Source organism: Variovorax ginsengisoli, assembly GCF_030811835.1.
Taxonomy (GTDB): Bacteria; Pseudomonadota; Gammaproteobacteria; order Burkholderiales; family Burkholderiaceae_C; genus Variovorax; species Variovorax ginsengisoli_C.
The window spans coordinates 304,340-326,890 of sequence record NZ_JAUSRO010000003.1; the positions used below are offsets into that span (position 1 = coordinate 304,340).

Below are 22,551 nucleotides of genomic sequence, written 5' to 3' on the forward strand. Positions count from 1 at the left end.
ATCAGCCGCCGAGGTAGGCGCGGCGGATGTCCTCGTTGCCGGCCAGCTCGGCCGCCGGCCCGTGCATGACGACGCGGCCGGTCTCGATCACATAGCCCTGGTCGGAAATGTCGAGCGCGATGTCGGCGTCCTGCTCGACGATCAGCAGCGTGAGCCGCTCCTGGTCGCGGATGTCGCGCAGCGTCGAGAAGATTGCGTCCTTCAGGATGGGTGCGACGCCCATCGAGGGCTCGTCGAGCATCAAGAGGCGCGGCTTGGCGAGCAAGCCGCGGGCAATGGCCAGCATCTGCTGCTCGCCACCCGACAGCGTGCCGGCGCGCGAGGTGATGCGCTCCTTCAGCCGCGGGAAGTAGCCCAGTACGCGGTCGATGTCATGGCGCACCTCAGCGGCCGGGCGCGTGTAGCCGCCGAGCACCAGGTTCTCCTTGACCGAGAGCTGCGCGAAGACCATGCGGCCCTGCGGCACGTGCACCACGCCGCGCGGCACCAGCTGTTCGGCCGGCACGTTGGCGATCGACTGGCCGCTGAAGATGGCAGTGCCGCCGGTCACCGGCAGCAGGCCCGAGAGCGCACGCAGCAGCGTGGTCTTGCCAGCGCCGTTGGCGCCGAGCACGCAGACGATGGCCGCCTGCGGCACCTCGATCGACACGCCGTGCAGCGCGCGGATCTTGCCGTAGGCCGCACTCAAGTTGTCGACGCGCAGCAGCGGCTCGCCGTGCGGGTCGGGTTCAACGGCGTTTGCCACTTTTGCCTCCTCCGAGATAGGCCTCGACCACGGCCGGGTTCTTTTCGATTTCGCGTGGCGAGCCCTGCGCCAGGAAGGCGCCGTTGTGCATCACGGTGATGGTGTCGGAGATCGACATCACCAGCGGCATGCTGTGCTCGATCAGCAACAGCGTCGCGCCGGTGGCAGCCTGCAGCCGACGCAGGGTGTCGCCCAGCGCGTCGATCTCGCGGTTGTTCATGCCGGCGGCCGGCTCGTCGAGCAGCATCAGCACCGGTTCCAGCGCCATCGCGCGGGCCAGCTCGACCAGCTTCTGCGTGCCGTAGGGCAGGTCGCGCACCAGCGTGTGGGCGTGGGCGCCCAGGTTCAGGCCGTCGACGATTTGCTGCGTGCGTTCGCGCTGCTCGCGTTCTTCGCGACGCTGGCGCGGCAGGCGCAGCAGGGCTTCGGTCAGGGTCGAGCGCATCGCGATGGAACGCGCGATCAGCACGTTGTCGAATACCGTCAGCTCCGAGAACAGCTCCAGGTTCTGGAACGTGCGTGCGATGCCCAGGCGCGAGATCTGGTGCGCCTTGCACTGGAGCAGGTCGTGCTCGCCGGTGGCCGTGAGCAGCCGCATCGATCCCTTCTGCGGTGTGTAGAAGCGGCTGATGCAGTTGAGCATTGTCGTCTTGCCTGCACCGTTGGGGCCGATCAGCGCGTGCACCGTGCCGGGCATCACGTCGAATCCGACGTCCTGCACGGCAACGATGCCGCCGAAGCTCATGCGCACGTCCGACAGCGAGAGCAGTGGCGCCGCGCCCGCATCGCGCGGTGGGCGAGCCGCGGCGGGTGCGCCGTCCATCATCGCCCTCATCGCGGCACCTCCGTGGTCGGCACGTCGGCGCCCGGCAGTTTCTTGCGCTTGAAGAGGCTGGCCAGCCCGTCGGGCAGGAACATCAGCGCCAGGATCATCGCTACGCCGTAGAGCGCGCGCTGGAACTGGTCGAAACCGAAATAGGTGAGCAGCTGGGGCGCGCCGATGACGAACACCGCGCCCAGCACCGAGCCCATGATCGAGCCCAGCCCGCCCACGATCACCATCGACACGAAGCTGATCGACACCATGATGTTGAACAGCGACGGATCGATGAAGCGCACCACTGGCGCATAGAGCGCACCCGACAGGCCGGTGTAGAAGGCGCAGACGCCAAAGGCGATGAGCTTGAGCTTGGTGGCGTTGAGGCCCAGCGCGCGCGAGGCCGTCTCGCTGCCCTTGAGCGCCAGGAAGCCGCGGCCGAAGTGGCTCTGCCCGAGGTTGCGCGCGATCCACAGCGCCGCGCCCAGCACCACCGCCACGAATAGGTGGTAAGCCCGCTCGTTGAGCGGCCAGCCGAACAGCGTGGGGCCGGGCGCCCCCATGCCGTTCTCGCCGCCCGACAACTCGCCGCCGGACTTGGCGATCTCGACCGAGATCATCACGAAGCCCAGCGTGGCGATGGCCAGGAACACTTCTTCCAGCCGCAGCACCGGCAGCGCGAGCAGCACGCCCACCACCGTCGCGATAGAGGCCGCGATCAGCATCGACAGCACCAGCGGCACGCCGAAATGCGTCGTGAGGATCGCGCTGCCGTAGGCGCCGATACCGAAGAACACCGCGCCTGCCATCGAGATCAGGTTGGTATAGCCCGTCAGGATATTGGTGCCAAAGGACGCCAGCGTGTAGATCAGCACCAGCGTAAAGATGTAGAGCACATAACCGCCGGGAATGAGCGGAGCGAGCACGAACAGCAGGATGAATACCAGCGGTGCCAGCCAGGGCCGCGAGTCGAAGATGCGGGTCATGGCTTCAGACTTTCTTGATGTGGCGCCGTGCGAGCAGACCATGCGGGCGCAGGATCAGGATCGCCAGCATCACGATGAAGGGCACCGCGTCTTTCCATTCGGAAGACAGGTAGGCACCGGTGAGGTTGGAGGTCACGCCGATGATCACGCCGCCCAGCAGCGCGCCCGGCATGCTGCCGATGCCACCGAGCACCGCCGCCGCGAACGCGAAGTGCAGGGCGTGCTGCATCATCGAGAAGTGCACGAACGTCAGCGGCGCGATCAACAGGCCCGCGGCCGCCGCGATCACATGCGACAGCGCCCATGCCAGCGCGTAGATACGCTTGATCGGAATGCCCATCAGGCGCGCCGCGGTCGGGTTCTCCATCGTCGCCTGCATCGCGATACCCAGGCGCGTGAAGCGGAAGAAGGCGAACAGCGCCCCGGCCAGCGCGGCACAGACGCCTACGATGCCCAGGTCAATGCCCGAGACGATGACGCCGCCGACGTCGATCGGCGTGGACGCAAACACGCTCGGCAGTTCCTGTGTGTCCTTGCCCCAGACCCAGATGGCGAGGTCGCCGAAGATCAGGAACAGGCCCAGCGTGCAGATGGCCGACGACAGCAGCGCCTTGCCGATGAAGCGGCGAATGATGAAGCGCTCGATCAGCATGCCCAGCGCGGCGCCGAACAGCAGCACCAGCGGCACGACCGCCCACATCGGCAGGCCGAGGCGCACCAGCGTGCAGGCCATGAAGGCCGACAGCATGGCCGCTTCGCCATGTGCGAAATTAAGGATGCCGGTCGCTTTGAACACCATCACGATGCCCAGGGCGATCAGCCCGTAGATGGCGCCCAGGGCGACGCCGCTCACGATCATCTGCATCATGCGGTGCGCTCCGGGCTCAGGCTGAAGCCGTCGACCCGGCGGCATCGTTCTGCCGCGCCAGCCGTGCCTTGAGGTAGGGAATGAATCCGCCAGCTTCCAGTGTGCCGCGCTCCACCGAAGACAGGCGCTCGAAGGGCAACTGCCTGCCGCTTCCAATGTTCGTCACGGTGCTGGCGTCCCAGTCGACCTTCAGTTCGTCCCAGCGCGTGGTGATCTCGCGGATGCCGGGGCAGGTGACGAGCGGAAAGCCCATGCTGATCTCTCCGCGGAAGAAACCCGGCGAGAACGACTCGGCGATCACGCCCGCCACGCCCAGATGGCGCATGGCACGCATCGCGGGGTAGTGCGGATGGCCATAGCCGAAGTTGTGGCCGCCCACGAGCAGGTCGCCCTTCTTCACCGACGTGGCGAAGTCGGCGTCGTAACTCGTCATGGTGACGGCGGCAAGCTCGTGGATGTCGGTGATCTTGATGTTCTTGATGCCGACGATCAGGTCGATGTCGAAATCGTCTTCCTTGAAAATCCAGGCTGCGCGGCCCTGCAGGTTGGGCATGCTCATGCTGCGCTCCCTTCGAGTTCCTTGGCCCGTGCGGCTTCAGCGAGATACGGACGCGGGTCGGCAATGCAGCCTTCGAGCGCCGACGCAGCAACCACCGCTGCGTTGCAGATGAAGATTTCCGAATCGGCGCTGCCCATGCGGCCCGGTGTGTTGAGCGTGCCGGTCGACACGGCGCGCTGGCCGTCGGTCATGGTGGCGATACGGCCGTAGCAGTAGTCGCAGCTCGACGAGCTGATGAATGCGCCGGCATCCACCAGGGTGGAGATCAGCCCTTCCTTCGCAGCCTGCGACATGATCGCCTGCGAGGTTGGAACCACATGGAGCTGGAAGCCCGGCTTGATGTGGCGCCCGCGCAGCACGTCGGCGGCAGCACGCAGGTCTTCGAGTCGACCGCTGGCGCAGGAGCCGAGGTAGCCGGTGTGCACTTCGAGTCCGACGTACTCGGTCAGGTCGCGCGTGTTGGCGGGGCTCGGCGGCGCGACGACGATCGGGGCGAGGTTGCTCACGTCGATGGTCACTTCGCGGTCGTACACCGCATCGGGGTCGGGGTAGACCGGGTCGAGCACGATCTTGGAGCGGCCCTTGGCATACGCCAGCGTCTTGGCGTCGGGCGCGATCAGCATGGTCGTCGCACCGAGGAACATGGCCTGGCCGCAGACGGTCTGGCGGCCTTCGATGCTCATGTCGTCGATGATCGGCCCACACAACTCGACCACCTTGAAGCGGCAAGACGACGGCCCGAGCACGCGCACCATGTGGTGGAAGACGTCGCGCGCCATCACGCCGGGCTGCAGCGTGCCGGTGAGCGTGATCTTCACGGTGCCGGGCACGGTCAGCGCCATGGTCTCGCTGACGAAGGTCTCGAGCACGCTCTTGCGCGCGCCCATCGCCAGCGTGCCGAAGGCGCCGAGCTGGCTCACGTGGCCGTCGAAGTGCACTGCGAAGGCGCCTGGCGTGGCGTAGCCCAGTTCGGCCGACACCTGATGGCCGATGCCTTCTCGCTCGTGCACCGGCACGCCCTGGTCCTTGCCCCACGCACGGGTGACCTTGTGCAGCTCTTCTTCCTTGGGCGCAGTGGCCGGAACCATGTGGTCGATGAAAAGCACGAAGCGCTCAGGGCTTGGCACCTTGTCCACGCCGAACTCTTCCTTCGCTTCCTTGAAGAACACGTCGGTGTAGCCAGGGAAGTCGTACGCGATCACGAAATCGGGACGGGCGAGGAGTTCGTCGCCGGGCGAAACACTCGCGCGGCCGGCTGCGCGGGCCAGGATCTTCTCGGTCATCGTCTGGGGCATCTTGTCTCCTTGTTTATCCACAATGTGGCGATCTGTAAAACCGCCTTGCATTGATTAAAGATGACCCCCTTGTCGCTACGAACAAGGTTAACCCTAGGATGCCCACAATGTGGATGCAATATAAAGATCGCCATAGGGGAACAGGAGACGATTGCAGCCATGACCGAAAATGAATCGCCACAAGGTGGCACACCGAGAACGGGCACGCAGAGCATCGAGCGCGTGGTGGGCATGCTCCGTGTCGTGGCGTCCCGTGGCCGACGGGGCATGCGCATCGGCGAGGTGGCGACCACCAGCGGCTTGCCGCAGTCGACCTGCTTTCGCATGCTGCAGCGGCTGGAGATCGAAGGCTTGGTCGACCGAGATCCGCACACGCGAAAGTATTTCCTCGGCCCGCTGCTGCACGAGCTGGGCTTGCTCGCACGGCCCCGCTATCGGCTCAGCGAGCTGTGCGACGCCGCCGTGCATCGGCTCGCCGACCTGACGCAGGACACGGTCTATCTCAGCGAACGCAGCGGTATGGAAGCGGTGTGCACCAACCGCGCATTGGGCGACTACCCGATCAAGGCCATGCCGCTGGACATCGGCATTCGACGGCCGCTGGGCGTCGGCGCAGGCGGACTGGCCATGCTGTGCGCCATGCCCGTAGAAGAGGCCGAGGCGATCATCGATGCCAACGGCCATCGCTACGAGAAGTTCGCCTCCTTCACCGCCGACTTCCTGCGTGAGGCGGTGGCACGCGGCCGGGCGCAGGGGTATTCGTTCCTCGACAGCGTGGTGACGCCGGGCACCGCCGCCATCGGCGTGGCCTTCCCGACGGAGAACCCGGTCGGTGCCATCAGCATCGCCGCGATCTCGGGCCGGCTGGAGTCCGAGCGGCGCGAAGACCTGGCGCGCGAACTCAAGCAGCAGGTACGCAAGGTCGAAGCCGCGATGAACAGTGCGGGCGGTCTGAGCGAATCGAGCGACAACGCGAAAAAGACCTGAGGGCGGGCAGCCGTCGGCTGACCCTCGGTCCGACCCGCGCGCCGGCATGAACGCGCAATGGGAAGGTCGTCCTGCCAGCCGCAGCGTGGCTGTGCTGGCCGGCGTCTCGGCCAGCAGCACACCGCGGCGGAACACCTTCAGCCGGGTCGCGCGCAGGCGGATCGCCTCGACCGGGTCGCGCGCCTGCAGCAGCACGAAGCTGGCGTCGCAGCCCGCCTCGTGCCCGTAGGCCCGCCAGTGGATTGCCACGCTCGGCCGCGATCTCGCACAGCCGCTTCACGCTGGTCGCGCCATCGGCCATGGCCTGCTTGAGCAGCTACTTGAGCTCGCCTCACAGCGCGATACCTTCGAGCAGCGTGCCGCTTTCGTTGACGCGCCGGTGCGGCCGTCGGGTAGCGTGGCGTTGCGCAGGAAAAGATTCACGGCGACGCCGATCTGGAGGAGGTCGATTTCGCCAGCTTCGACGTCCCCGCCTGTCCGGTGTGCGGTGGCCTGCTCAAGCCCGACGTGGTGTTCTTCGGCGAGAGCGTGCCGCGTGAGCGCGTGCAGGCCGCTTTAACGGCGCTGGCCGAGTCCGATGCCATGCTGGTCACCGGATCATCCCTGATGGTTTATTCGGGCTTTCGCTTCGTGCAGGCGGCGGTGGCGGCGGGCAAGCCGGTGGCGGCACTGAACCTGGGCCGCACCCGGGCCGACGACCTGCTGACGTTGAAGGTCGAGGCACCCATTGGCGCCACGCTGGAGGCGCTGGAAATCGGGCGCATCCATTCCGCAGCTCCGCAGGTCAACCCGCGCACATCTTCAGGTTGAAGCGTGTGGCCTTGACGATCGGCAGGTAGTCTTCGGCATCCGCCGGCGGATAGCTTTCCTTGATGCCGTCGTCCGTTTTGGCCGCATCTTCGGCCAACGGCTGCAGTGTTCTCAGGCAGGCAGCCTTGTCGCCCCGCTTGGACTGGGTGAGCGCCAGGTCATTGCGGATGCGACCTGCACTGAGCCAGTCGAGCGTCTTTTCGCACTCCGACAGCACGGCCGACAGGGTGCCCTCGGCGACCGCGTAGTTCTTGGCATCGAACTGCTGCTTGAAGCGCTTGCGCGAAGTGCTTACGGCACTGTGGGTGCAGGCGGGCGTGGGGCGCGTATATGTACCTTCGAAGGTGGCGCGTGCGCCGCAGTTGTCGCGGCATTGCTCGGCAGCGTTTGTCGTGACGACGACGGTTTTCCCATGGGTCGCGAAATCCACCACGCAAGGGCTGTCGTCCAGCTTGGCCTTGCCGCGCACGATGCGGCCGTCCAGCTCGCACAGGTGGGCGTTGGGGCCGATGGTGCTGATATCGAAAGTGCCGTTCGGTTTGACGTTCAGCACGCCGCTGCCACGCTCGAAGATGTATTCGCCAGCGGGAGGGTTCTGGCCCTGCGCAGCGACGATACCGGCGCACAGGCACAGGGAAAGGGATATCAGAAAGCGTTTCTGCAGCATCAGGTGGACGGTGTAAGTGGTTGGACCAATCGACAGATGAGTCTAGGTTGACGCGTTGCGGTCGGACTCGGGCCTCTGCGCCATCATGAACGAAGTGCTGCTGGGTCGGCCCGTCACGTGCAGCGCCGCCGTGGCGGCCGGCGTCTCGGCCAGCAGCACACCGCGGCGGAACACCTTCAACCGCGTTGCGCGCAGACGGATCGCCTCGACCGGGTCGCGCGCCTGCAGCAGCACGAAGCTGGCGTCGCAGCCCGCCTCGAGCCCGTAGGCCGGCAGGTGGAAGACCTTCGCCGCATTCGTCGTCACCGCGTCGAAACAGCGGCGGATGCCCGCCTGGCTGGTCATCTGCGCCACGTGCAGGCCCATGTGCGCGACTTCGAGCATGTCGCCCGAACCCATGCCGTACCAGGGGTCCATCACGCAGTCGTGGCCGAACGCGACGTTCACGCCGGCGGCCATCAGTTCGGGCACGCGCGTCATGCCTCGGCGCTTGGGGTAGGTGTCATGGCGGCCCTGCAGCGTGATGTTGATGAGCGGGTTGGCGATGACCGCGACGCCACTTTCGGCGATCAGCGGCAGCAGCTTGCTCACGTAGTAGTTGTCCATGCTGTGCATCGACGTGCAGTGCGAGCCGGTCACGCGGCCCTGCAGCCCGAGTCGCTGCGCCTCGAAGGCCAGCGTCTCGATGTGGCGCGACAGCGGATCGTCCGACTCGTCGCAGTGCATGTCGACCAGCTTGCCACGCTCGGCCGCGATCTCGCACAGCAGCTTCACGCTGGCCGTGCCATCGGCCATGGTGCGTTCGAAGTGCGGAATGCCGCCGACCACATCGACGCCCTTGTCGAGCGCGCGCTGGAGGTTGTCAACGCCGCCGGCCGTGCGCAGCACGCCGTCCTGCGGGAAGGCCACCAGCTGCAGGTCGAGGTAGGGCGCGACCAGGCGCTTGACCTCCAGCAGCGCGTCGACTGCCAGCAGGCTCGGGTCGCTGGTGTCGACGTGGGTGCGGATGGCCAGCAGCCCCTTGGCCACGGCCCAGTCGCAGTAGGCCAGCGCACGTTCGATCAGCGCGTCCTGCTTGAGCAGCGGCTTGAGCTCGCCCCACAGCGCGATGCCTTCGAGCAGAGTGCCGCTTTCGTTGATGCGCGGCAGGCCGTAGCTCAGCGTCGCGTCCATGTGGAAGTGCGGGTCGATGAAGTGGGGCGCAACGAGCTGGCCTTGTGCATCGAGCGTCTCGTGGGCCGGCGCGTCGAGCCCGGCTGTCACTTCGGCGATGCGGCCGTCCTGCACGGCGATGGACATGCCGGTGCGGCCGTCGGGTAGCGTGGCGTTGCGCAGGAGAAGATTCAGCATGATGATGTGGCGCTGCTGCGCCCGGACGTAGCGGATGCCCGATTATGTTGGCAGCGTGCAGTGCCCGCACCGTCACTTTCGGCATCACGGGCGACGCACGGCCCTTTTCAGGAAATGCAGTCATGGACGATCGCCACCCACCTTCCACGATTCGCAGGTGGTCCACCGACGAAGTGGCGCCCGCGCAGCGGCTCGACTACTGGGTGGATGCAATTTGCGAAGGCTTTCTTGAAATGGAGGTGAGCAGCCCGGAAGCGGCCGCGTTCTCCAGTTCCCTCGTGTCGGCAGCCTGCGGGCGAGTCGGCGTGAATCGTGTGAGCGGCTGTACACAGGATGTCTACCGCACGCCGGCGGCCATCGCACGCAGTACCAACAGCTACTTCTACCTGCTCTGCAAGACCGACACGCCCTGGACGACCGAGCAGGCCGGCCGCTCGGCGCGCTTGCTGCCCAACGATGTGGTGCTGGTCGATTCGCGGCGTTGCTACGAATTCCACTTTCCCGTCAGTGCAGACACCATCTCTCTCCAACTGCCGCCCGACTGGCTCGCGTCCTGGCTGGTCGATCCGGCGTCTCAGGTGGCACACCGCATCGACGGGCAGGCGGGCTGGGGGCTGGCGCTCAGCAGCTTCGCGCGCGCGTTGTCGCCCGAATCGGCCGCGGCGGCGCCTCTGCCGCACGACGTGCTGAGCGATCAGTTGGGCGCGTTGCTGGCAATGGCCACGCAGGCAGCGCAGCCGGTGCTGGCGCTGCCGCGCGCGTCGGCCGACGCGCTTGCAGGCCGCATTGGCGACATCGTCCGTCAACGCCATGCGGAACCTGGACTGACGGCAGCAGACGTGGCGCGGGTGCTCGACCTGTCACCGCGCACGCTGCACCGCGCGCTCGCGCACACCGGAACGACCTTCGCTCAGTGCCTGATGGCCTGCCGGATGGCGGCTGCGCGCCGCATGCTGGCGGACACACGCTTCGACCGGCTGTCCATCGCGGAGATCGGGCGGCGGGTCGGCCTGGTGGATGCATCGCATTTCGCTCGCGTGTGCCGTCAGCAGCTTGGCGCGACACCCGCCGTGCTGCGGCAGCGGCGTTGACGCGCAGCGGCCATCGCCGTGTCGCGCAGCGGCCATCCGGCGCGTGGGACGCGCGTTAATTTCGGACTCCCACCCCTAGGAAAATGACATGTCCGATACCTATGTTCTTGTCCACGGCGCCTGGCACACCGGCGCACAGCTCGAAGCCGTTGCCGACGTGATTCGCGCTGCCGGTCACACGGTGCATTGCCCGACGTTGGCAGGCAACCGCAGTGGCGACGATCGCAGCCGCTGCGGTCTGGAAGACGCTGTCGCTTCGCTGGAAGCGTTTCTCACCTCGAACGACCTGAACGATGTGCGCCTCGTCGGCCACAGCTATGGCGGCATGGTCATTTCAGGCGTCGCCGACCGGGTGCTGCCGCGCCTCAGGCGGCTGGTGTACGTCAATGCCTTCGTGCCGCTGGATGGCGACAGTCTCAACGACCTGGTGCCGCCGCACTACGTGACCCTGTTCGACGCCGTGGCCGAAGCCAGCGACGGTGCCGTCATGTTGCCGTTCGACATCTGGCGGGAGGCATTCATCAACGATGCCGACCTGCAACTCGCCACCTCGGCGTTCGGCACGTTGAATCCTCATCCCTACAAGACCTTCACCGACAGGATCGTGCTTGCGCGCCCCCTGGCAGCGCTGCCGCTGGGCAAGTCTTACCTGAATTGCCAGCAGGACACCGCGTTGCCGCACAGCCTCGGCTGGCATCCGCGCCTGTCGGAGCGACTGGGCCTGTTCCGTCTGGTCGAATGCCCAGGCAGCCACGAGACCTGGTTTTCGAGCCCGGCCGTGCTGGGCGCGGCAATCATCGCCGCCGGACGCGATTGAGGTCTGAAAGCGTCGACCTCAACCTGCCGCGTCGAGTCCCTGCGCATGCAGCACGCGCCGGAGCCGGCGCACTTCACGCTGCAGATCGAGGATGAGCGCCGCTGCGTCCAGGCCGACGCCGAAGTCGCGTTCGAGGCGCCGCGCCGCCAGCGCCTGCTGCAGGTCTGCACTCTCGAAGCGCCACTGCGCCGGCGGCAGCTGCGGGGTTGCAACCTCGACGATGCCGACCTCGACGAGCTGTGCGACCCATTCGAGGTGCGCGCCGCACGCATGCGCCAGTTCGTCCGCCGCGAGCGGATGCACGTTGCTCAGGGCGGTGCTGGTGATGGTGATCGTGGCCATGGTGTTCACACTCCCAGGTGACTGCGCGGATTGAAGGGTGCGGCCTTGGCAAGCTGCACGTAGGCCGCGCGAGCCGCATCGGAATCGGCCGGCGGCAGTGCAATCTCGAGCAGCAGGTAAAGGTCGCCCGGCGGATGGCCTGCGAAACCGCGGCCCTTGAGCCGCAGCTTGAGGCCAGCGCGCGCACGGGCCGGTACGGTGACCTCGACCGCGCCGCCGCCCGGCGTGGGCACTTGCACCTGCGCGCCCAGCGCGGCTTCGGTGGGGGTCACCGGCAAGGTCATGTACAGGTCGCGGCCGTCGACGCGGTACAGCTTGTGGGGGGCGATGCGCACTTCAAGATAAAGGTCGCCGGCCGGCTCGCCGCCATGGCCGGGCAAGCCTTGGCGGGCCAGACGAATCAACTGTCCGGGATGCACGCCCGCGGGGATCTTCACGCTCAGCGTGCGGGTGCGAAGCTCGGGCTGGCCGTCGGTGCCGGTCTCCAGGCCGCGCAGTGCGATCTCGCGCTCGGCGCCGTTGAGCGCCTCTTCCACCGAGATTTCGATGGCGGCATGGTGGTCTTCGCCACGCGCCCGGTGGTTCTGCCGGGTCGCCGACCGGCGTTCGGCGGCGCCGAACACCGACGAGAAGAAATCGCTGAAGTCGGCATGGTCGGCAGGGCCGCCCTGGGAGGCGCGGTGAAATTCGAAGCCTTCGTCCCAGCCGGGCGGGGGCTGGAAATCGCCTTGGGGGTTGCCGCCGCGCGCCACGCGATCGGCAAGCGTGTCATAGGCGGCGCGCTTTTCCTTGTCGCGCAGCACGTCGTTGGCCTCGTTGATGTCACGCATGCGCCGCTCGGCATCAGGCTCCTTGCTGACGTCGGGGTGGTACTTGCGGGCCAGTTTGCGGTAAGCCTTGCGCACCTCGTCGTCAGACGCGGTGCGCTCGACACCGAGCACCTGGTAGTAGTCCTTGAAATCCATCGTCTTTGCCTGCCTTTGCAACTGAACAACCCCGGCGGTGGCGGCAACCCGGCGTTGTCAGGCCAGGGCCGACTCACCGCGCAATTGACCCTGCAGGGGCACAGCACGCCATGTGGTGCCGGTGCGCTCGAATCGCAAGGGCTGCGCATTGCCGAGCACGCTCGCATCCACCGGCACACCCAGCATGGCGGCCAATGCATAGAGCGTCCCGCCATGCGCGACCACGAGAACAGGCGCGGGCTGGCCGAGCGCGGCGTCGAGCGCTCGGTGCTTGCGCGCGACGAACTGCGCCAGCGTTTCGCCGCCTTCGGGCTCGCAGGCCCAGTCGATGGCCGCCGACGAGGTGCCAATCAGCGCACCGAAGTGACGCTCGCGCAGCATGTCTTGCGCTGCCGGCGTCAGCCCGTGCGGCACGGCGACCGCGTGCGCAGTGTCCAAGGCGCGTCTTGCGTCGCTGCAGACGATGCTGCGGATCGGCTCGCCGGCCAGCAGTTCGGCCGCGCGAGCGGCCTGCTGGAGGCCGAGCGCGCTCAGCGGCTCGTCAACGTCCTGAAAGATACGCTGCGCGTTGCGGCCGGTCTGGCCGTGGCGCAGGAAATAAAAGTGATCGCAGGCCGGCGCGAGCGGCAAGGCGGCGCCGAGTGCCTCCAGTTGCAGCAGGCCGGGCGGGCGGGTGTGGAGGGCGGGAATCGGTTCGGTCGACATGGCGGTAGGGCGGTAGGGCGGCGGAAACAGGCCGGCTCAGAACTTGGGGATGCGCAGCGTCTTGCTGATCATGAGTGTGCCCGACAGCGCGAACATCAGCGTCAGCGGATGGAGCACCCAGGGGCCAAGCTGCCAGCTGCCGCCCCAGACGGCGGTGCCGACGTGGCCCTGCCAGGCCGCCCACGCCAGTACCCCGACCAGCACGACGCTGGTGGGAATGGGCGTGCCTTCGAAATACTTCACTTTGTCGGCGCCTTCTGAAAGCGCCTCGGCCGTGACGTTGTAACGCGCCAGCCGGCTGACGCCGCAGCAGACGAAATAAATCAGAATCAGGCAGTCCCAGACGCCGTTGAGACCCGCTGCAAACGCCAGCGCGGCAGGCGCAACGCCGAAGGAGATGACGTCGGCAAGCGAATCGAGTTCGCGGCCGAGCGCGGAATGGGTCTGGCGCCAGCGTGCGACGCGGCCGTCGAACACATCGAAGATGAACGCGGCGGGTGCGAGCGCGGCCGCCCACAAAAAAAAGTTCAGCGACTGGCTGCCGACGTACGCCATGGCCAGGAACACGCCCCCCACACCGCAGGCGGCATTGCCGAGCGTGAAGGCGTCGGCCAGGTGGAAGCCGCGGATCATCGAGAAATGCCGGCGGGCAGGCGCCGGTGTGGCGGCGGGGCGCGGGGAAGACATGGCAGGAAACCTTCAGGAGAAACTTAGGGGATTCGGGGAGAAACGGGCGCGGGGGCCCGCTTCGGGTCGAAGCGATGCCTTGGACCTTAGCGCAATCGGCAGCGCGCCGATGTAGTCTGTGTCTGGCGCCTCAGCGTTGAGGTGCCGGCGACGTGAAGGGCGCAACGTGATGGGTTGGGCGTGACGCGGCGTTCAGGCGGCGCGCTGCGCCGTGTCGTGCAATGCGTTGGCGCACACGCACACGCGGTTGCCGCCCGTCTTCTTGGCGGTGTACATCGCGTCGTCGGCACACCGGATGAGCTGCTTGTAGTCGGCGCCGTGCTCGGGGTAGCGGGCCACGCCGATGCTCGATGAAACGCGCACACGGTGGCCTTCGAGTTGGAAGGGCTGGTTCAAGATGGACCGGATCAGTTCTGCCGTGTCGACGGCGCCGGTGGCCGATGTATCGCCGTCGAGCAGGATCAGGAATTCATCGCCGCCGATGCGGCCCACCATGTCGGCACTCCCCACGCACTTTTTCATGCGCAGCGCCGCTTCCTGCAGCAAGAGGTCGCCGATGCCATGGCCCAGCATGTCGTTGACCTGCTTGAAGGTGTCCAGGTCCAGGTAGAGCACAGACAGGTGCCGGCCCTCGCGGCGCGCATGCACCAGGCTGCTTTGCAGGTGTCCATGCAGCAGAGAGCGGTTGGGAAGGTCGGTGAGCGGGTCATGCCAGGCGATATGGCGCAGACGTTCCTCCATCTGCTTGCGCTCGATGGCCGAGGCCACCTGGACGGAGACGAACTGCAGCAGGTCGGCGTCCTGCTCTGTGTAGCGCACGTCACCGGTGTAGCTTTGAACGGCGAGCACGCCGATGGGACCGCCCTGTCCGTCCAGCGGCACACCCAGCCAGTCCAGCGAGTTGGTGCCCATGTCCACCTTGACCCGCGTGGGCAGAGGCGCCTGAGCGTCCGAGCGCAGAAGCAGGCGCTTGCCGGTGCGGATGACTTCCGAGCTCAATGTGCCCGAATCGAGCGCGCGCGGCGCGGGAGGGGCGTGGTAGGCGTCGACGTAATAGGGGAAGCTCAGCAGGCCACTGCGACGGTCGTAGAGCGCGACGAAGAAATTGCTTGCGGGCAGCAGGCCCGCGATGATCTCGTGGGCGCGAGCGAACAGGTCCGACAGGTCTGCAGCCGTATGGGCCGCCTCGGACACGGCGTACAGCGCCGCCTGCATCGACTCGGCACGCTTGCGTTCGGTCACGTCGCGCGCCACGCCCACGCGCATGGTGCCCGATTCCCACCATTGCGCCGACCACATGATGTGGACGAGGGTGCCGTCCTTGCGGACATAGCGGTTCTCGAAGTGTGCCTGGCTCTGGCCGGCGATCACGTCGCGTGCTGCGGCGAGCGTGCGCTCCCGGTCCTCGGGGCAGACGAAATCGATCATCTGGCGTCCGGTCATTTCCTCGGGCTCGTACCCGAAGATGCGCCGAGCCGCGGCGCTCACGAAGATGAACCGGCCATCGAGATCCACCACGCAGATCGCGTCGACCATTCGTTCAATCACCTCGGAAAGAAACTCCTGGCCGTTCGGCGCGAGCTTGGACAAGTCGGTCATGCCTCGAAATTCAGACGGGTGGCTGCATGCCGCATTTTGTAATACTTTGAATCGCCTGTGTGACGATATGCAACAAATCCGCTTTTTCCAGGTCGGCATGCTGGTTTTGTCTTGCGCCCAAAATGCCGCCTTTGGTGATGGCCCATTCGGGGTGAGAACGGGCCGGTTGCACTGCCCGCAGGACGTCCGCGAGGGCGTGCGGCGGCACAGAGAAATGCGCATCTTCGGCGACCGGCTGGCCGGCGGCGGCATGACCGCGCCGAGCCAGTGCATGCGCGAGTCGAAGCTGCCAGACCAGCAATACGCCCAATATCGCGTCTTCGACGCTCAGCTCCCGGATGTCGCGCAAGCGGTGAAGCAGCTTGCGCCCGAGCGGGCCCCACCCCTGGGCCAGCGCACCGCCGATGGCACCGCCCAGCGCCACACCCGCACCCAGCGACAGTCCAGCCACGGCCAGGTCGGCTGCGGCGCCGACCGCAGCGCCCACGGCAGCGCCCTTGCCCAAGCGGATGCCGGCGTCCTTCATTGCCTCGGGGCTGAAGAAATCCATGGACCATCGGCCCTCGACCGCCGGCAAGCGAGCCTCGCCCGCGTCACCTTCGCGAAAACCGTAGAGCGAGAGAAGATCGTCGGCGCAGCGCTGCGCTTGCGCAAAGACTTCTTGGCGCAGTGCCGCCACTGCGGCTTCGCGTGACGCCCCCGCACTGGCCGAGCCGGCGGGCAGGAGCCGGCGCAGGCTTGCCACGTCGATCAGCAGGCGCGCGATGCGTGTGGCGGCTGCCGTATCGCGCGACTGCGCCTCATGCGCCAGATGGCGCACCACCGCCTCCAGGTCTGCGCGGCGATGGCGCAGCAGCGTGACGAGGTCCTGGTACAGATCGCGCTCGGCACCGACGAAGGGTGCGGCGGCGTCGAAGCGCACCACCGCATGCAGCCCGTAGGCGGCGAGCAGGGCCTGCCAGTCGGCCGTGCGGGCCTGGGCATCGCGCACGAAGTTGAGCACCGGCAGCACCGGCTTGCCGCAGCCGCCGATGAGTTCGATCTCATCGCGAAATTTGGGCAGCACCGCCTCCCGCACATCGATCACCAGGAAGGCTGCGTCTGCATCGAGCAGCGTGCGCAGCACCTTGGCCTCTTGCTCGAAGTCACCTCGCGCTTCGGGCGATCGCAGGAAGCGGCGAATGCGCTCGGGCGGTGTGGTTGCACCTTCTTCACCATCGCCTTTGTGGCCGCTTTCGCCAAAAGCCTGCAGATGAGCACGCAGGCTCACTGCGTCTTCCAGGCCGGGGGTGTCGAAAAAGCGCAAGGCGGTGCGGCCGTCGCACTGCAGGTCGACGCTTTCCACATGCCGCGTGGTGCCGGGCCGTGGCGCGACTTCGCCGAAGTCCACACGCCGCGTCAGCGTGCGCAGCAGCGAGGTTTTGCCGGCGTTCGTGTGCCCGACCACCGCGATCAGGATCGGTGCAGTCGTCGTCATGCAGCGGGTCCGCGCCCATATGGGCGTTCGTTGGCATGCGGGGTAGGCCCTGTGGGGCCCATCGGCTTCTCCGGTATGACGTCCGCGAGACGCTCGCTGGCCTGGAGCCCGCCCAGGCCTGTATCTGCCAGCCAGGTGCGCCAGCGCAGCACGCCAGTCGCGTCGGCCACGCCATCGCCGGCAGCCACCAGCCAGACGCGGCATTCGCCGCTGAGTGCGGCCACATCCCGCAGGAAGCGGGCCGTGCCTCGGTCGGGGCTGGCCGATGCGGCGCAGGCCACCAGCACACAGTGCGGACGGGCGTGTGCCAGCTGGTCGAGCACCGCGCGGCGCTGGGCCGCACTGCCATCGACGCGAGAGGTAACGAAACCCATCGCTTCCCACTGGATCGGTGGCCACGCCCAATCGCCAGGCAGCTCGAATGCGATGGCGAGCCTGGCATCGGTGACCTCGTTGCGTTGCAGGCCCCGCGGCGCCTGGGCGGGTGGCGCACCGGGATCGGCGTCGGTCACGCGCGCCGGGGCCATCGCGTCGAAGCGAGTCACCAGCTTGCGGTAGGCCGGCTCCGTGGTGTCGGGCGTCATACGCGCCCGCCGCAGGCGCCAGACGCCTGCGCACAGCAGCGCCAACAGTGCGCGTGGCAACAGCCCATAGCAGACGATGCAGCCGGTGAGCCACAGCGCCCAGGCGCGCTGACCCGCGCCGGGCATGGTGCTGCCGGCCGGCGTAGCGGCCAGCACGGCGTTCGCGTCGGGCACCGGGAAGCCGAACAGTGCCGGCAGCGCACCCAGCGCCTGAACTGCGCGCACGAAAAAGGCTGGCTCCAGAATGGTGCTTTCCCAGCTCAATGTGTAGTTGCGAAAGGCGAGGGCGAACAGCAGGGAGGCCAGCACGACGGCAAACGAGAACGTCCAGATGGCGTGGCTCACGAAGCCCAATGCCCACGGCAGCAGCCTGGCACGTGCGAGCAGACGCGTGGCCGCACGCGCGAGCACGGGCGCCTGCCCTGTGTGACCACCGGCCACGCGCGCAGTGAGAGCGAGCCACAGACCGCCGAAGGAGAACCGGAATGCGCCGGCGGGCAAAGCCAGGCCGACGACCCAGAGGGCGAGCGTGACCCCGTGCGCACCGAGCAGGCTGACGAGCGCCACCATCACGTTGATGCGCCGGTCACCGACGACTGTGCCAGCCAGCGAGAGGCCCGCCGTGACCACCAGCGCGACGAGGCCCAGCGCGACCCAGGGTGCGACGCCACGCGCGCGCTGCAAGGTGTGCTGCAGTCCGACGCGCTGGCCGAGTTCGCGGGCGCGTGCGGCAATGCGGCTGCCACTGTCCGCTGCGGCCGCTGCCGCCGTGCGCATGGCCTGCGCGTCTTCCAGTGGCCCGGCTTGCTCGATGAGTGCGATCGCTTCGATGAACAGTGCATCCTGGATGGCACCAGCGCGGGACTCACGCGACATGGACTTCAACGGCTTCCCTTCGAGGCATACAGCGGCCGGCGAGGCGGCGGGCTGGAAATTATGCCCGGCCCCCGTGCGTGCGCCTGGCTGACGCGCCGCACGATCGACATGGCCTCACGTTCCGCCGCGAACACGAAAAAAAAGGCTGCACAACGGCAGCCTGGAGCCAGCCCGGGGGCCGGAAGGTCTTGTAGTCTTTTCAGCGCAGTCCAAAGAAGGACAGTACGGCGACCACGACCACGACCAGACCGACGATGTAGATGATTGAATTCACGGGCTAACTCCTCTTTGTTGACGATGCGCACAGCTTCGCATCGACGCTGGGATTTGCTGTCGGCAACAGCCGGGGCGCTCTGTAGGACTCTCCACAGAACCGGCAGGGCTATTCGTCGAGGTGGTCCGCCAGAAAGCCGCCGCTCTGGTGCGCCCACAGGCGCGCATACAACCCGCCGCGGGCCAGCAGGCTCTGGTGGTCGCCTTCTTCGACGACCCGCCCACCGTCGAGCACGATGAGCCGGTCCATCGCCGCGATGGTCGACAGGCGGTGGGCGATGGCGATCACGGTCTTGCCTTCCATCAGCCGGTACAGGCTGGCCTGGATGGCGGCCTCGACCTCGGAATCGAGCGCGCTGGTGGCTTCGTCGAGCAGCAGGATCGGCGCGTCCTTGAGCATCACGCGTGCGATGGCGATGCGCTGGCGCTGGCCGCCGGACAGCTTCACGCCGCGCTCGCCGACGTGAGCCTCGTAGCCCGTGCGGCCCTTGGCGTCGCCCAGCGTGCCGATGAAGTCATGCGCCTCGGCGCGCTCGGCGGCAGCGCGGATCGCTTCGTCGCTTGCGTCGGGCCGGCCGTAGGCGATGTTGTCGGCCACGGAACGGTGCAGCAGCGAGGTGTCCTGCGTGACCATGCCGATGTGCTCGCGCAGCGAATCCTGCGTGACTTGCGCGATGTCCTGTCCGTCGATGAGGATGCGGCCGCCGTCCAGGTCGTGGAAGCGCAGCAGCAGGTTCACCAGCGTTGACTTGCCCGCGCCCGAGCGGCCAACCAGGCCGATTTTCTCGCCGGGGCGCACCACCAGCGTCATGTCGTCGATGACGCGCGGGCGGCCCTCGGCGTAGCGGAAGCTCGCATGCTCGAAGCGCACCTCGCCATGCGGCACCTGCAGCGTCTTCGCGGCCGGCGCGTCGACCACGGTGCGTGCGCGCGAGAGCGTCTTCATGCCGTCCTGCACCGTGCCGATGTTCTCGAACAGGCTGGTCATCTCCCACATGATCCAGTGCGACATGCCCTGCAGACGCAGCGCCATCGCGGTCGCCGCGGCCACCGCGCCCACGCCAACGGCGCCTTGCGACCACAGCCACAGGCCCATGCCCGCCATGCCGGCGGTCAGACCCATGCTCAGCGTGTGGTTGACGATTTCGAAGGCGCTCACCAGCCGCATCTGCGCCTGACCGGTGGTCTGGAACTTCTGCATGGCCGAGCGCGCGAAGCCGGCCTCGCGCTGGGTGTGCGAGAAGAGCTTGACGGTGGCGATGTTGGTGTAGGCGTCGGTGATGCGCCCCGTCATGTCGGCACGCGCATCGGCCTGCGCCTTGCCGATGACGCCCAGGCGCGGGACGAACCACACCAATTGCAAGATGTAGAGCAGCAGCCAGACCACGAAGGGAATCATCAGCTGGGTGTCCAGCACAGCGGCCAGCACGATCAGCGTGATGACGTACACGCCCATCGCCACCAGCACGTCGGCCAGCACGAAGACGGTGTCGCGAACGGCCAATGCCGTCTGCATGACCTTGGCCGTGATGCGGCCCGCGAACTCGTCCTGGTAGAAGGCCATGCTCTGGCCGAGCATCAGTCGGTGGAAGTTCCAGCGCAGCCGCATCGGCATGTTGATGGCCAGCGTCTGGTGCTTGACGATGGTCTGCAGCCCGACCACCGCGATGCTCGCGACCAGCGCCGCGGCCAGCCAGGTGAGCGTGGTGCCGCGGTCTTCCCAGAGTCGGGCTGGCACCTGGCCACCCAGCCAGTCGACGATGCGCCCGAGCATGGCGAACAGCAGTGCCTCGAAGGACGACATGGCGGCCGTCAGCAACGCCATGGCCGCGATCTTGCCGCGCAGGCCGTCGGTGCAGGCCCAGAGGAAGGCGAAGAAGCCGTCGGGTGGCAGCGTGGGCTCGGCGGGGGGGTAAGCGGGAAGAAGTCTCTCGAAAAAACGGAACAAGGGCGCGGTCTCCAGTCAGGTGCCTACTGTAGCGGGCAAGCAACGACCTGTCGGGCGCGGGGGCTTGGCCTGGCCGGGAGAGTCAGGTGGATGTCAGCCGTTTGCATGGACGCGACGTTGTAAGGCGACGATGAGTACCTTGCCTCGCATCCACCCCACCCAGGAATCCGCCCGCCTGGCCGACCTCCGGCGTTTGGGTGTGCTCGATTCACTCGAGGAACAGGCGTACGACGACATCACGCGCATGGCCGCCACCGTGTGCGGCACGCCAATGGCATTGATCACACTGGTCGACGACCGACGCCAGTGGTTCAAGTCGCGCATCGGCGTGCAGCAGACAGAGACGCCGCGCGAGGTGTCTTTCTGTGCCCACGCGATGGCCCAGCCTGACCAGCCGCTGGTGATCGAAGACACCGCCAAGGACGAGCGCTTCGTCGCCAATCCGCTGGTGACGGGCGAGCCGCACATCCGCTTCTATGCGGGCGCACCCTTGGTCACTGCCGCTGGCCAGGCGCTGGGCACTGTTTGCGTGCTCGACTCCCGGCCGCGCGCGATCTCCGACCACCAGCTGGAGCAACTGCAGTTCATGGCGCAGCAGGTCGTGGTGATGCTCGAGGCCCGCGCCACCCAGGCGCTGGAGGCGGCGAGCCCGCCCCTCAGCCCATAGCTGTGCGCCGATGCTTGTGGGCCTCCTGTGCCAGGAAGCGGTACAGCTTGGGGTCGTGCGCATAGCCGACGTTGAAGCGCAGCCAGGGCGTGGGGCGGATGTCGGTGCGAAACAGGTCGCCGGGTGCGAGCAGGAAGCCTTCGCCGATGGCGCGCTGCGCCAGGGCACGCATGTCGACGTCGTCTCGCTCGAAGCGGGCCCAGAGGAACGGGCCGCCCGCTGGCCGCATGAAGAGTTGCATGCCGGCGGCTTCAAGCCCGTCGCAGACGGCCACCTGTGCCTGCTGCAGCCGTTCGGCCAGCCGCGACAGGTGTGCCCGGTAATGTCCCTCCACCAGCACGCCGTGCAGCAGTTTCTCGCTGAGTTCGGAGGTGGTGAGGCTGCTCACCATCTTCTGGTAGATCAGCTTTTCGGCGAACTCCTCGTTGCAGGCCACGAAGCCCACGCGCAGGCTGGGTGAGACGGTCTTGGAAAAGCTGCCGACGTGGATGACGCGCTGCAGGCGGTCAAGGCTGGCCAGCGACGTCGCGCCCGGCGGCTCCAGCCCGGCCATGGCGTCGTTGTCGACGATGCGAAAGTCCAACTGCTCGGCCAGCCGCAGCATCTGGTAGGCCACGGCCGGCGTGCATTGGCTGCCCGTCGGGTTGTGCAGGTTGCTGGTGGTGAAGAACGCCTTGGCGCCGTGCCGCTGCGCCAGGGTCTGCAGCGCCTGCAGGTCGGGGCCGTGCACCGTGCGTTCAACGCCCACGAGCTTCAGGTCGAGCGAACGCAGCATCGCGAACAGGTTGGTCGAACTCGGCTCGTCGACCAGCACCACGTCGCGCGGCTGCAGCAGGCACCTGGCGATCAGCAACAGGGCCTGCGAGGCGCCGTGCGTCAGCACGATCTGGTGGGGCGCGGTGTCGATGCCTTTTTGCGCGAGCAGCGTCTGGATCTGCTGGCGCAGCGGCAAGTAACCGTACGGTGTGCCGTAGTTGGCCAGGCCGGCTGCGGACTTGCGTGCGAGCGCCGCCAGCGATCGACGCACACCGTCTATATGCAGCATCTCAGGAGGCACCCAGCCGCAGCCGGCATTCAGCAAGGTGCGGTCGTCTTCATACACGTGCTTGAGGAGCCACAGCGAATCGACCGAGGTTCGTCCCAGGAAGGGCTTGCGCCGCGGGGCGGCGTCGCGTTCGACCGCCGCGACGTAGTAGCCGCTGGCCGGCCGTGCCTCGACGTGGCCTTCGGCGACCAGTCGCTGGTAGGCGTTCGTCACGGTCATCGTGCTGACCGCGCTCGTCTTGGCGAGTGCGCGCACCGACGGCAGCCTGTCGCCCGGCTGCAGGGCGCTGGAGCGGATCTGGGCCAGGAGCGCGTCGTAGACCTGGCGGACCAGGGGCGTCGGGAGCAGGGGGTCGATGGCGATCATGGCTGGAGGATGAGCAGGAAGAGGT

The 22,551-nt window shown here is 67.2% G+C and carries 21 protein-coding genes and 2 pseudogenes; 5 read left to right on the top strand and 18 right to left on the bottom strand.

Annotated elements, in window-relative coordinates; translation table 11 throughout:
* Window position 1 precedes the first annotated feature (1 nt).
* Genes J2W36_RS05670 through J2W36_RS05695 form a run of 6 tightly spaced genes read right to left on the bottom strand, consistent with a single transcriptional unit; the run spans window position 2 to window position 5,270 of the window.
* Window positions 2–745 (bottom strand): ABC transporter ATP-binding protein, encoded by a 744-nt coding sequence (locus tag J2W36_RS05670; protein ID WP_307688707.1) that lies wholly within the window; start codon window positions 743–745, stop codon window positions 2–4.
* Window positions 729–1,580, bottom strand: coding sequence for an ABC transporter ATP-binding protein (locus tag J2W36_RS05675; RefSeq protein WP_307688708.1), 852 nt, complete (start codon window positions 1,578–1,580; stop codon window positions 729–731). Before J2W36_RS05675 ends, J2W36_RS05670 begins: the two co-directional genes overlap by 17 nt.
* The gene (locus tag J2W36_RS05680) at window positions 1,577–2,548 is read right to left on the bottom strand and encodes a branched-chain amino acid ABC transporter permease (RefSeq protein WP_307688709.1); all 972 of its coding nucleotides are present in this window, start codon (window positions 2,546–2,548) and stop codon (window positions 1,577–1,579) included. Before J2W36_RS05680 ends, J2W36_RS05675 begins: the two co-directional genes overlap by 4 nt.
* 4 nt (window positions 2,549–2,552) lie before the next feature.
* The gene (locus tag J2W36_RS05685; protein ID WP_307688710.1) at window positions 2,553–3,416 is read right to left on the bottom strand and encodes a branched-chain amino acid ABC transporter permease; all 864 of its coding nucleotides are present in this window, start codon (window positions 3,414–3,416) and stop codon (window positions 2,553–2,555) included.
* 16 nt (window positions 3,417–3,432) lie between these two features.
* A complete protein-coding gene (locus J2W36_RS05690; protein ID WP_307688711.1) occupies window positions 3,433–3,975 on the bottom strand; it encodes a 3-isopropylmalate dehydratase small subunit in 543 nt (180 codons plus the stop codon).
* Window positions 3,972–5,270: a 3-isopropylmalate dehydratase large subunit gene (locus J2W36_RS05695; protein WP_307688712.1), complete on the bottom strand. Its 1,299-nt coding sequence runs from the start codon at window positions 5,268–5,270 to the stop codon at window positions 3,972–3,974. The genes J2W36_RS05690 and J2W36_RS05695 overlap by 4 nt, the downstream gene beginning before the upstream one ends.
* A gap of 159 nt (window positions 5,271–5,429) precedes the next feature.
* On the opposite strand from J2W36_RS05695, the gene J2W36_RS05700 reads away from it, so the two are divergent.
* Window positions 5,430–6,257: an IclR family transcriptional regulator gene (locus J2W36_RS05700; protein WP_307688713.1), complete on the top strand. Its 828-nt coding sequence runs from the start codon at window positions 5,430–5,432 to the stop codon at window positions 6,255–6,257.
* Between the two features lie 60 nt (window positions 6,258–6,317).
* Here the strand turns inward: J2W36_RS05700 and J2W36_RS05705 are convergent.
* Window positions 6,318–6,491: pseudogene (locus tag J2W36_RS05705) on the bottom strand (cytosine deaminase); the annotation flags it as partial.
* Window positions 6,492–6,680: 189 nt separating this feature from the next.
* On the opposite strand from J2W36_RS05705, the pseudogene J2W36_RS05710 reads away from it, so the two are divergent.
* Window positions 6,681–7,067: pseudogene (locus tag J2W36_RS05710) on the top strand (Sir2 family NAD-dependent protein deacetylase); the annotation flags it as partial.
* Here J2W36_RS05710 and J2W36_RS05715 read toward each other — a convergent pair.
* Window positions 7,042–7,734 (bottom strand): hypothetical protein, encoded by a 693-nt coding sequence (locus tag J2W36_RS05715; RefSeq protein ID WP_307688714.1) that lies wholly within the window; start codon window positions 7,732–7,734, stop codon window positions 7,042–7,044. The pseudogene J2W36_RS05710 and the gene J2W36_RS05715 overlap by 26 nt on opposite strands.
* A 42-nt stretch (window positions 7,735–7,776) precedes the next feature.
* The gene (locus J2W36_RS05720; protein ID WP_307688715.1) at window positions 7,777–9,084 is read right to left on the bottom strand and encodes an amidohydrolase family protein; all 1,308 of its coding nucleotides are present in this window, start codon (window positions 9,082–9,084) and stop codon (window positions 7,777–7,779) included.
* Between the two features lie 122 nt (window positions 9,085–9,206).
* Between J2W36_RS05720 and J2W36_RS05725 the strand changes: the two genes are divergently transcribed.
* On the top strand, window positions 9,207–10,175 hold the full coding sequence (locus J2W36_RS05725; protein WP_307688716.1) for a helix-turn-helix transcriptional regulator: 969 nt from the start codon (window positions 9,207–9,209) through the stop codon (window positions 10,173–10,175).
* 88 nt (window positions 10,176–10,263) lie between these two features.
* On the top strand, window positions 10,264–10,992 hold the full coding sequence (locus tag J2W36_RS05730; protein ID WP_307688717.1) for an alpha/beta hydrolase: 729 nt from the start codon (window positions 10,264–10,266) through the stop codon (window positions 10,990–10,992).
* Window positions 10,993–11,010: 18 nt separating this feature from the next.
* Here the strand turns inward: J2W36_RS05730 and J2W36_RS05735 are convergent, their stop codons facing one another.
* The 8 genes from J2W36_RS05735 to J2W36_RS05770 form a co-directional block, all read right to left on the bottom strand.
* Complete coding sequence (locus J2W36_RS05735) at window positions 11,011–11,334, bottom strand: chaperone modulator CbpM (RefSeq protein ID WP_307688718.1); 324 nt, start codon at window positions 11,332–11,334, stop codon at window positions 11,011–11,013.
* Between the two features lie 5 nt (window positions 11,335–11,339).
* A complete protein-coding gene (locus tag J2W36_RS05740; RefSeq protein WP_307688719.1) occupies window positions 11,340–12,299 on the bottom strand; it encodes a DnaJ C-terminal domain-containing protein in 960 nt (319 codons plus the stop codon).
* A 57-nt stretch (window positions 12,300–12,356) separates the two neighbouring features.
* On the bottom strand, window positions 12,357–13,004 hold the full coding sequence (locus tag J2W36_RS05745) for a histidine phosphatase family protein (protein ID WP_307688720.1): 648 nt from the start codon (window positions 13,002–13,004) through the stop codon (window positions 12,357–12,359).
* A gap of 36 nt (window positions 13,005–13,040) precedes the next feature.
* Window positions 13,041–13,691, bottom strand: coding sequence for a CDP-alcohol phosphatidyltransferase family protein (locus J2W36_RS05750; protein ID WP_307688721.1), 651 nt, complete (start codon window positions 13,689–13,691; stop codon window positions 13,041–13,043).
* A 192-nt stretch (window positions 13,692–13,883) separates the two neighbouring features.
* Entirely contained in the window at window positions 13,884–15,290 is a 1,407-nt protein-coding gene (locus tag J2W36_RS05755) for a sensor domain-containing protein (RefSeq protein WP_307688722.1), read from the bottom strand.
* A gap of 10 nt (window positions 15,291–15,300) precedes the next feature.
* Complete coding sequence (locus tag J2W36_RS05760) at window positions 15,301–16,767, bottom strand: GTPase/DUF3482 domain-containing protein (RefSeq protein WP_307688723.1); 1,467 nt, start codon at window positions 16,765–16,767, stop codon at window positions 15,301–15,303.
* Window positions 16,764–18,227: a DUF2868 domain-containing protein gene (locus J2W36_RS05765; protein WP_307688724.1), complete on the bottom strand. Its 1,464-nt coding sequence runs from the start codon at window positions 18,225–18,227 to the stop codon at window positions 16,764–16,766. Before J2W36_RS05765 ends, J2W36_RS05760 begins: the two co-directional genes overlap by 4 nt.
* A 382-nt stretch (window positions 18,228–18,609) precedes the next feature.
* Window positions 18,610–20,448: an ABC transporter ATP-binding protein gene (locus J2W36_RS05770; RefSeq protein ID WP_307688725.1), complete on the bottom strand. Its 1,839-nt coding sequence runs from the start codon at window positions 20,446–20,448 to the stop codon at window positions 18,610–18,612.
* A 130-nt stretch (window positions 20,449–20,578) separates the two neighbouring features.
* Here J2W36_RS05770 and J2W36_RS05775 point away from each other — a divergent pair, with 130 nt between their 5' ends.
* Complete coding sequence (locus J2W36_RS05775; protein ID WP_307688726.1) at window positions 20,579–21,115, top strand: GAF domain-containing protein; 537 nt, start codon at window positions 20,579–20,581, stop codon at window positions 21,113–21,115.
* On the opposite strand, the gene J2W36_RS05780 is transcribed toward J2W36_RS05775, so the two are convergent.
* On the bottom strand, window positions 21,105–22,526 hold the full coding sequence (locus J2W36_RS05780; RefSeq protein ID WP_307688727.1) for an aminotransferase-like domain-containing protein: 1,422 nt from the start codon (window positions 22,524–22,526) through the stop codon (window positions 21,105–21,107). The two genes, J2W36_RS05775 and J2W36_RS05780, sit on opposite strands and share 11 nt — an antisense overlap.
* Window positions 22,527–22,551 lie beyond the last annotated feature (25 nt).

What these genes read in the sequence shown, in the direction of transcription:
- J2W36_RS05675 (WP_307688708.1), bottom strand. Translation starts at nt 1,580, where the DNA reads ATGAGGGCGATGATGGACGGCGCACCCGCCGCGGCTCGCCCACCGCGC.
- J2W36_RS05680 (WP_307688709.1), bottom strand. Translation starts at nt 2,548, where the DNA reads ATGACCCGCATCTTCGACTCGCGGCCCTGGCTGGCACCGCTGGTATTC.
- J2W36_RS05685 (WP_307688710.1), bottom strand. Translation starts at nt 3,416, where the DNA reads ATGATGCAGATGATCGTGAGCGGCGTCGCCCTGGGCGCCATCTACGGG.
- J2W36_RS05690 (WP_307688711.1), bottom strand. Translation starts at nt 3,975, where the DNA reads ATGAGCATGCCCAACCTGCAGGGCCGCGCAGCCTGGATTTTCAAGGAA.
- J2W36_RS05695 (WP_307688712.1), bottom strand. Translation starts at nt 5,270, where the DNA reads ATGCCCCAGACGATGACCGAGAAGATCCTGGCCCGCGCAGCCGGCCGC.
- J2W36_RS05700 (WP_307688713.1), top strand. Translation starts at nt 5,430, where the DNA reads ATGACCGAAAATGAATCGCCACAAGGTGGCACACCGAGAACGGGCACG.
- J2W36_RS05715 (WP_307688714.1), bottom strand. Translation starts at nt 7,734, where the DNA reads ATGCTGCAGAAACGCTTTCTGATATCCCTTTCCCTGTGCCTGTGCGCC.
- J2W36_RS05720 (WP_307688715.1), bottom strand. Translation starts at nt 9,084, where the DNA reads ATGCTGAATCTTCTCCTGCGCAACGCCACGCTACCCGACGGCCGCACC.
- J2W36_RS05725 (WP_307688716.1), top strand. Translation starts at nt 9,207, where the DNA reads ATGGACGATCGCCACCCACCTTCCACGATTCGCAGGTGGTCCACCGAC.
- J2W36_RS05730 (WP_307688717.1), top strand. Translation starts at nt 10,264, where the DNA reads ATGTCCGATACCTATGTTCTTGTCCACGGCGCCTGGCACACCGGCGCA.
- J2W36_RS05735 (WP_307688718.1), bottom strand. Translation starts at nt 11,334, where the DNA reads ATGGCCACGATCACCATCACCAGCACCGCCCTGAGCAACGTGCATCCG.
- J2W36_RS05740 (WP_307688719.1), bottom strand. Translation starts at nt 12,299, where the DNA reads ATGGATTTCAAGGACTACTACCAGGTGCTCGGTGTCGAGCGCACCGCG.
- J2W36_RS05745 (WP_307688720.1), bottom strand. Translation starts at nt 13,004, where the DNA reads ATGTCGACCGAACCGATTCCCGCCCTCCACACCCGCCCGCCCGGCCTG.
- J2W36_RS05750 (WP_307688721.1), bottom strand. Translation starts at nt 13,691, where the DNA reads ATGTCTTCCCCGCGCCCCGCCGCCACACCGGCGCCTGCCCGCCGGCAT.
- J2W36_RS05755 (WP_307688722.1), bottom strand. Translation starts at nt 15,290, where the DNA reads ATGACCGACTTGTCCAAGCTCGCGCCGAACGGCCAGGAGTTTCTTTCC.
- J2W36_RS05760 (WP_307688723.1), bottom strand. Translation starts at nt 16,767, where the DNA reads ATGACGACGACTGCACCGATCCTGATCGCGGTGGTCGGGCACACGAAC.
- J2W36_RS05765 (WP_307688724.1), bottom strand. Translation starts at nt 18,227, where the DNA reads ATGTCGCGTGAGTCCCGCGCTGGTGCCATCCAGGATGCACTGTTCATC.
- J2W36_RS05775 (WP_307688726.1), top strand. Translation starts at nt 20,579, where the DNA reads ATGAGTACCTTGCCTCGCATCCACCCCACCCAGGAATCCGCCCGCCTG.
- J2W36_RS05780 (WP_307688727.1), bottom strand. Translation starts at nt 22,526, where the DNA reads ATGATCGCCATCGACCCCCTGCTCCCGACGCCCCTGGTCCGCCAGGTC.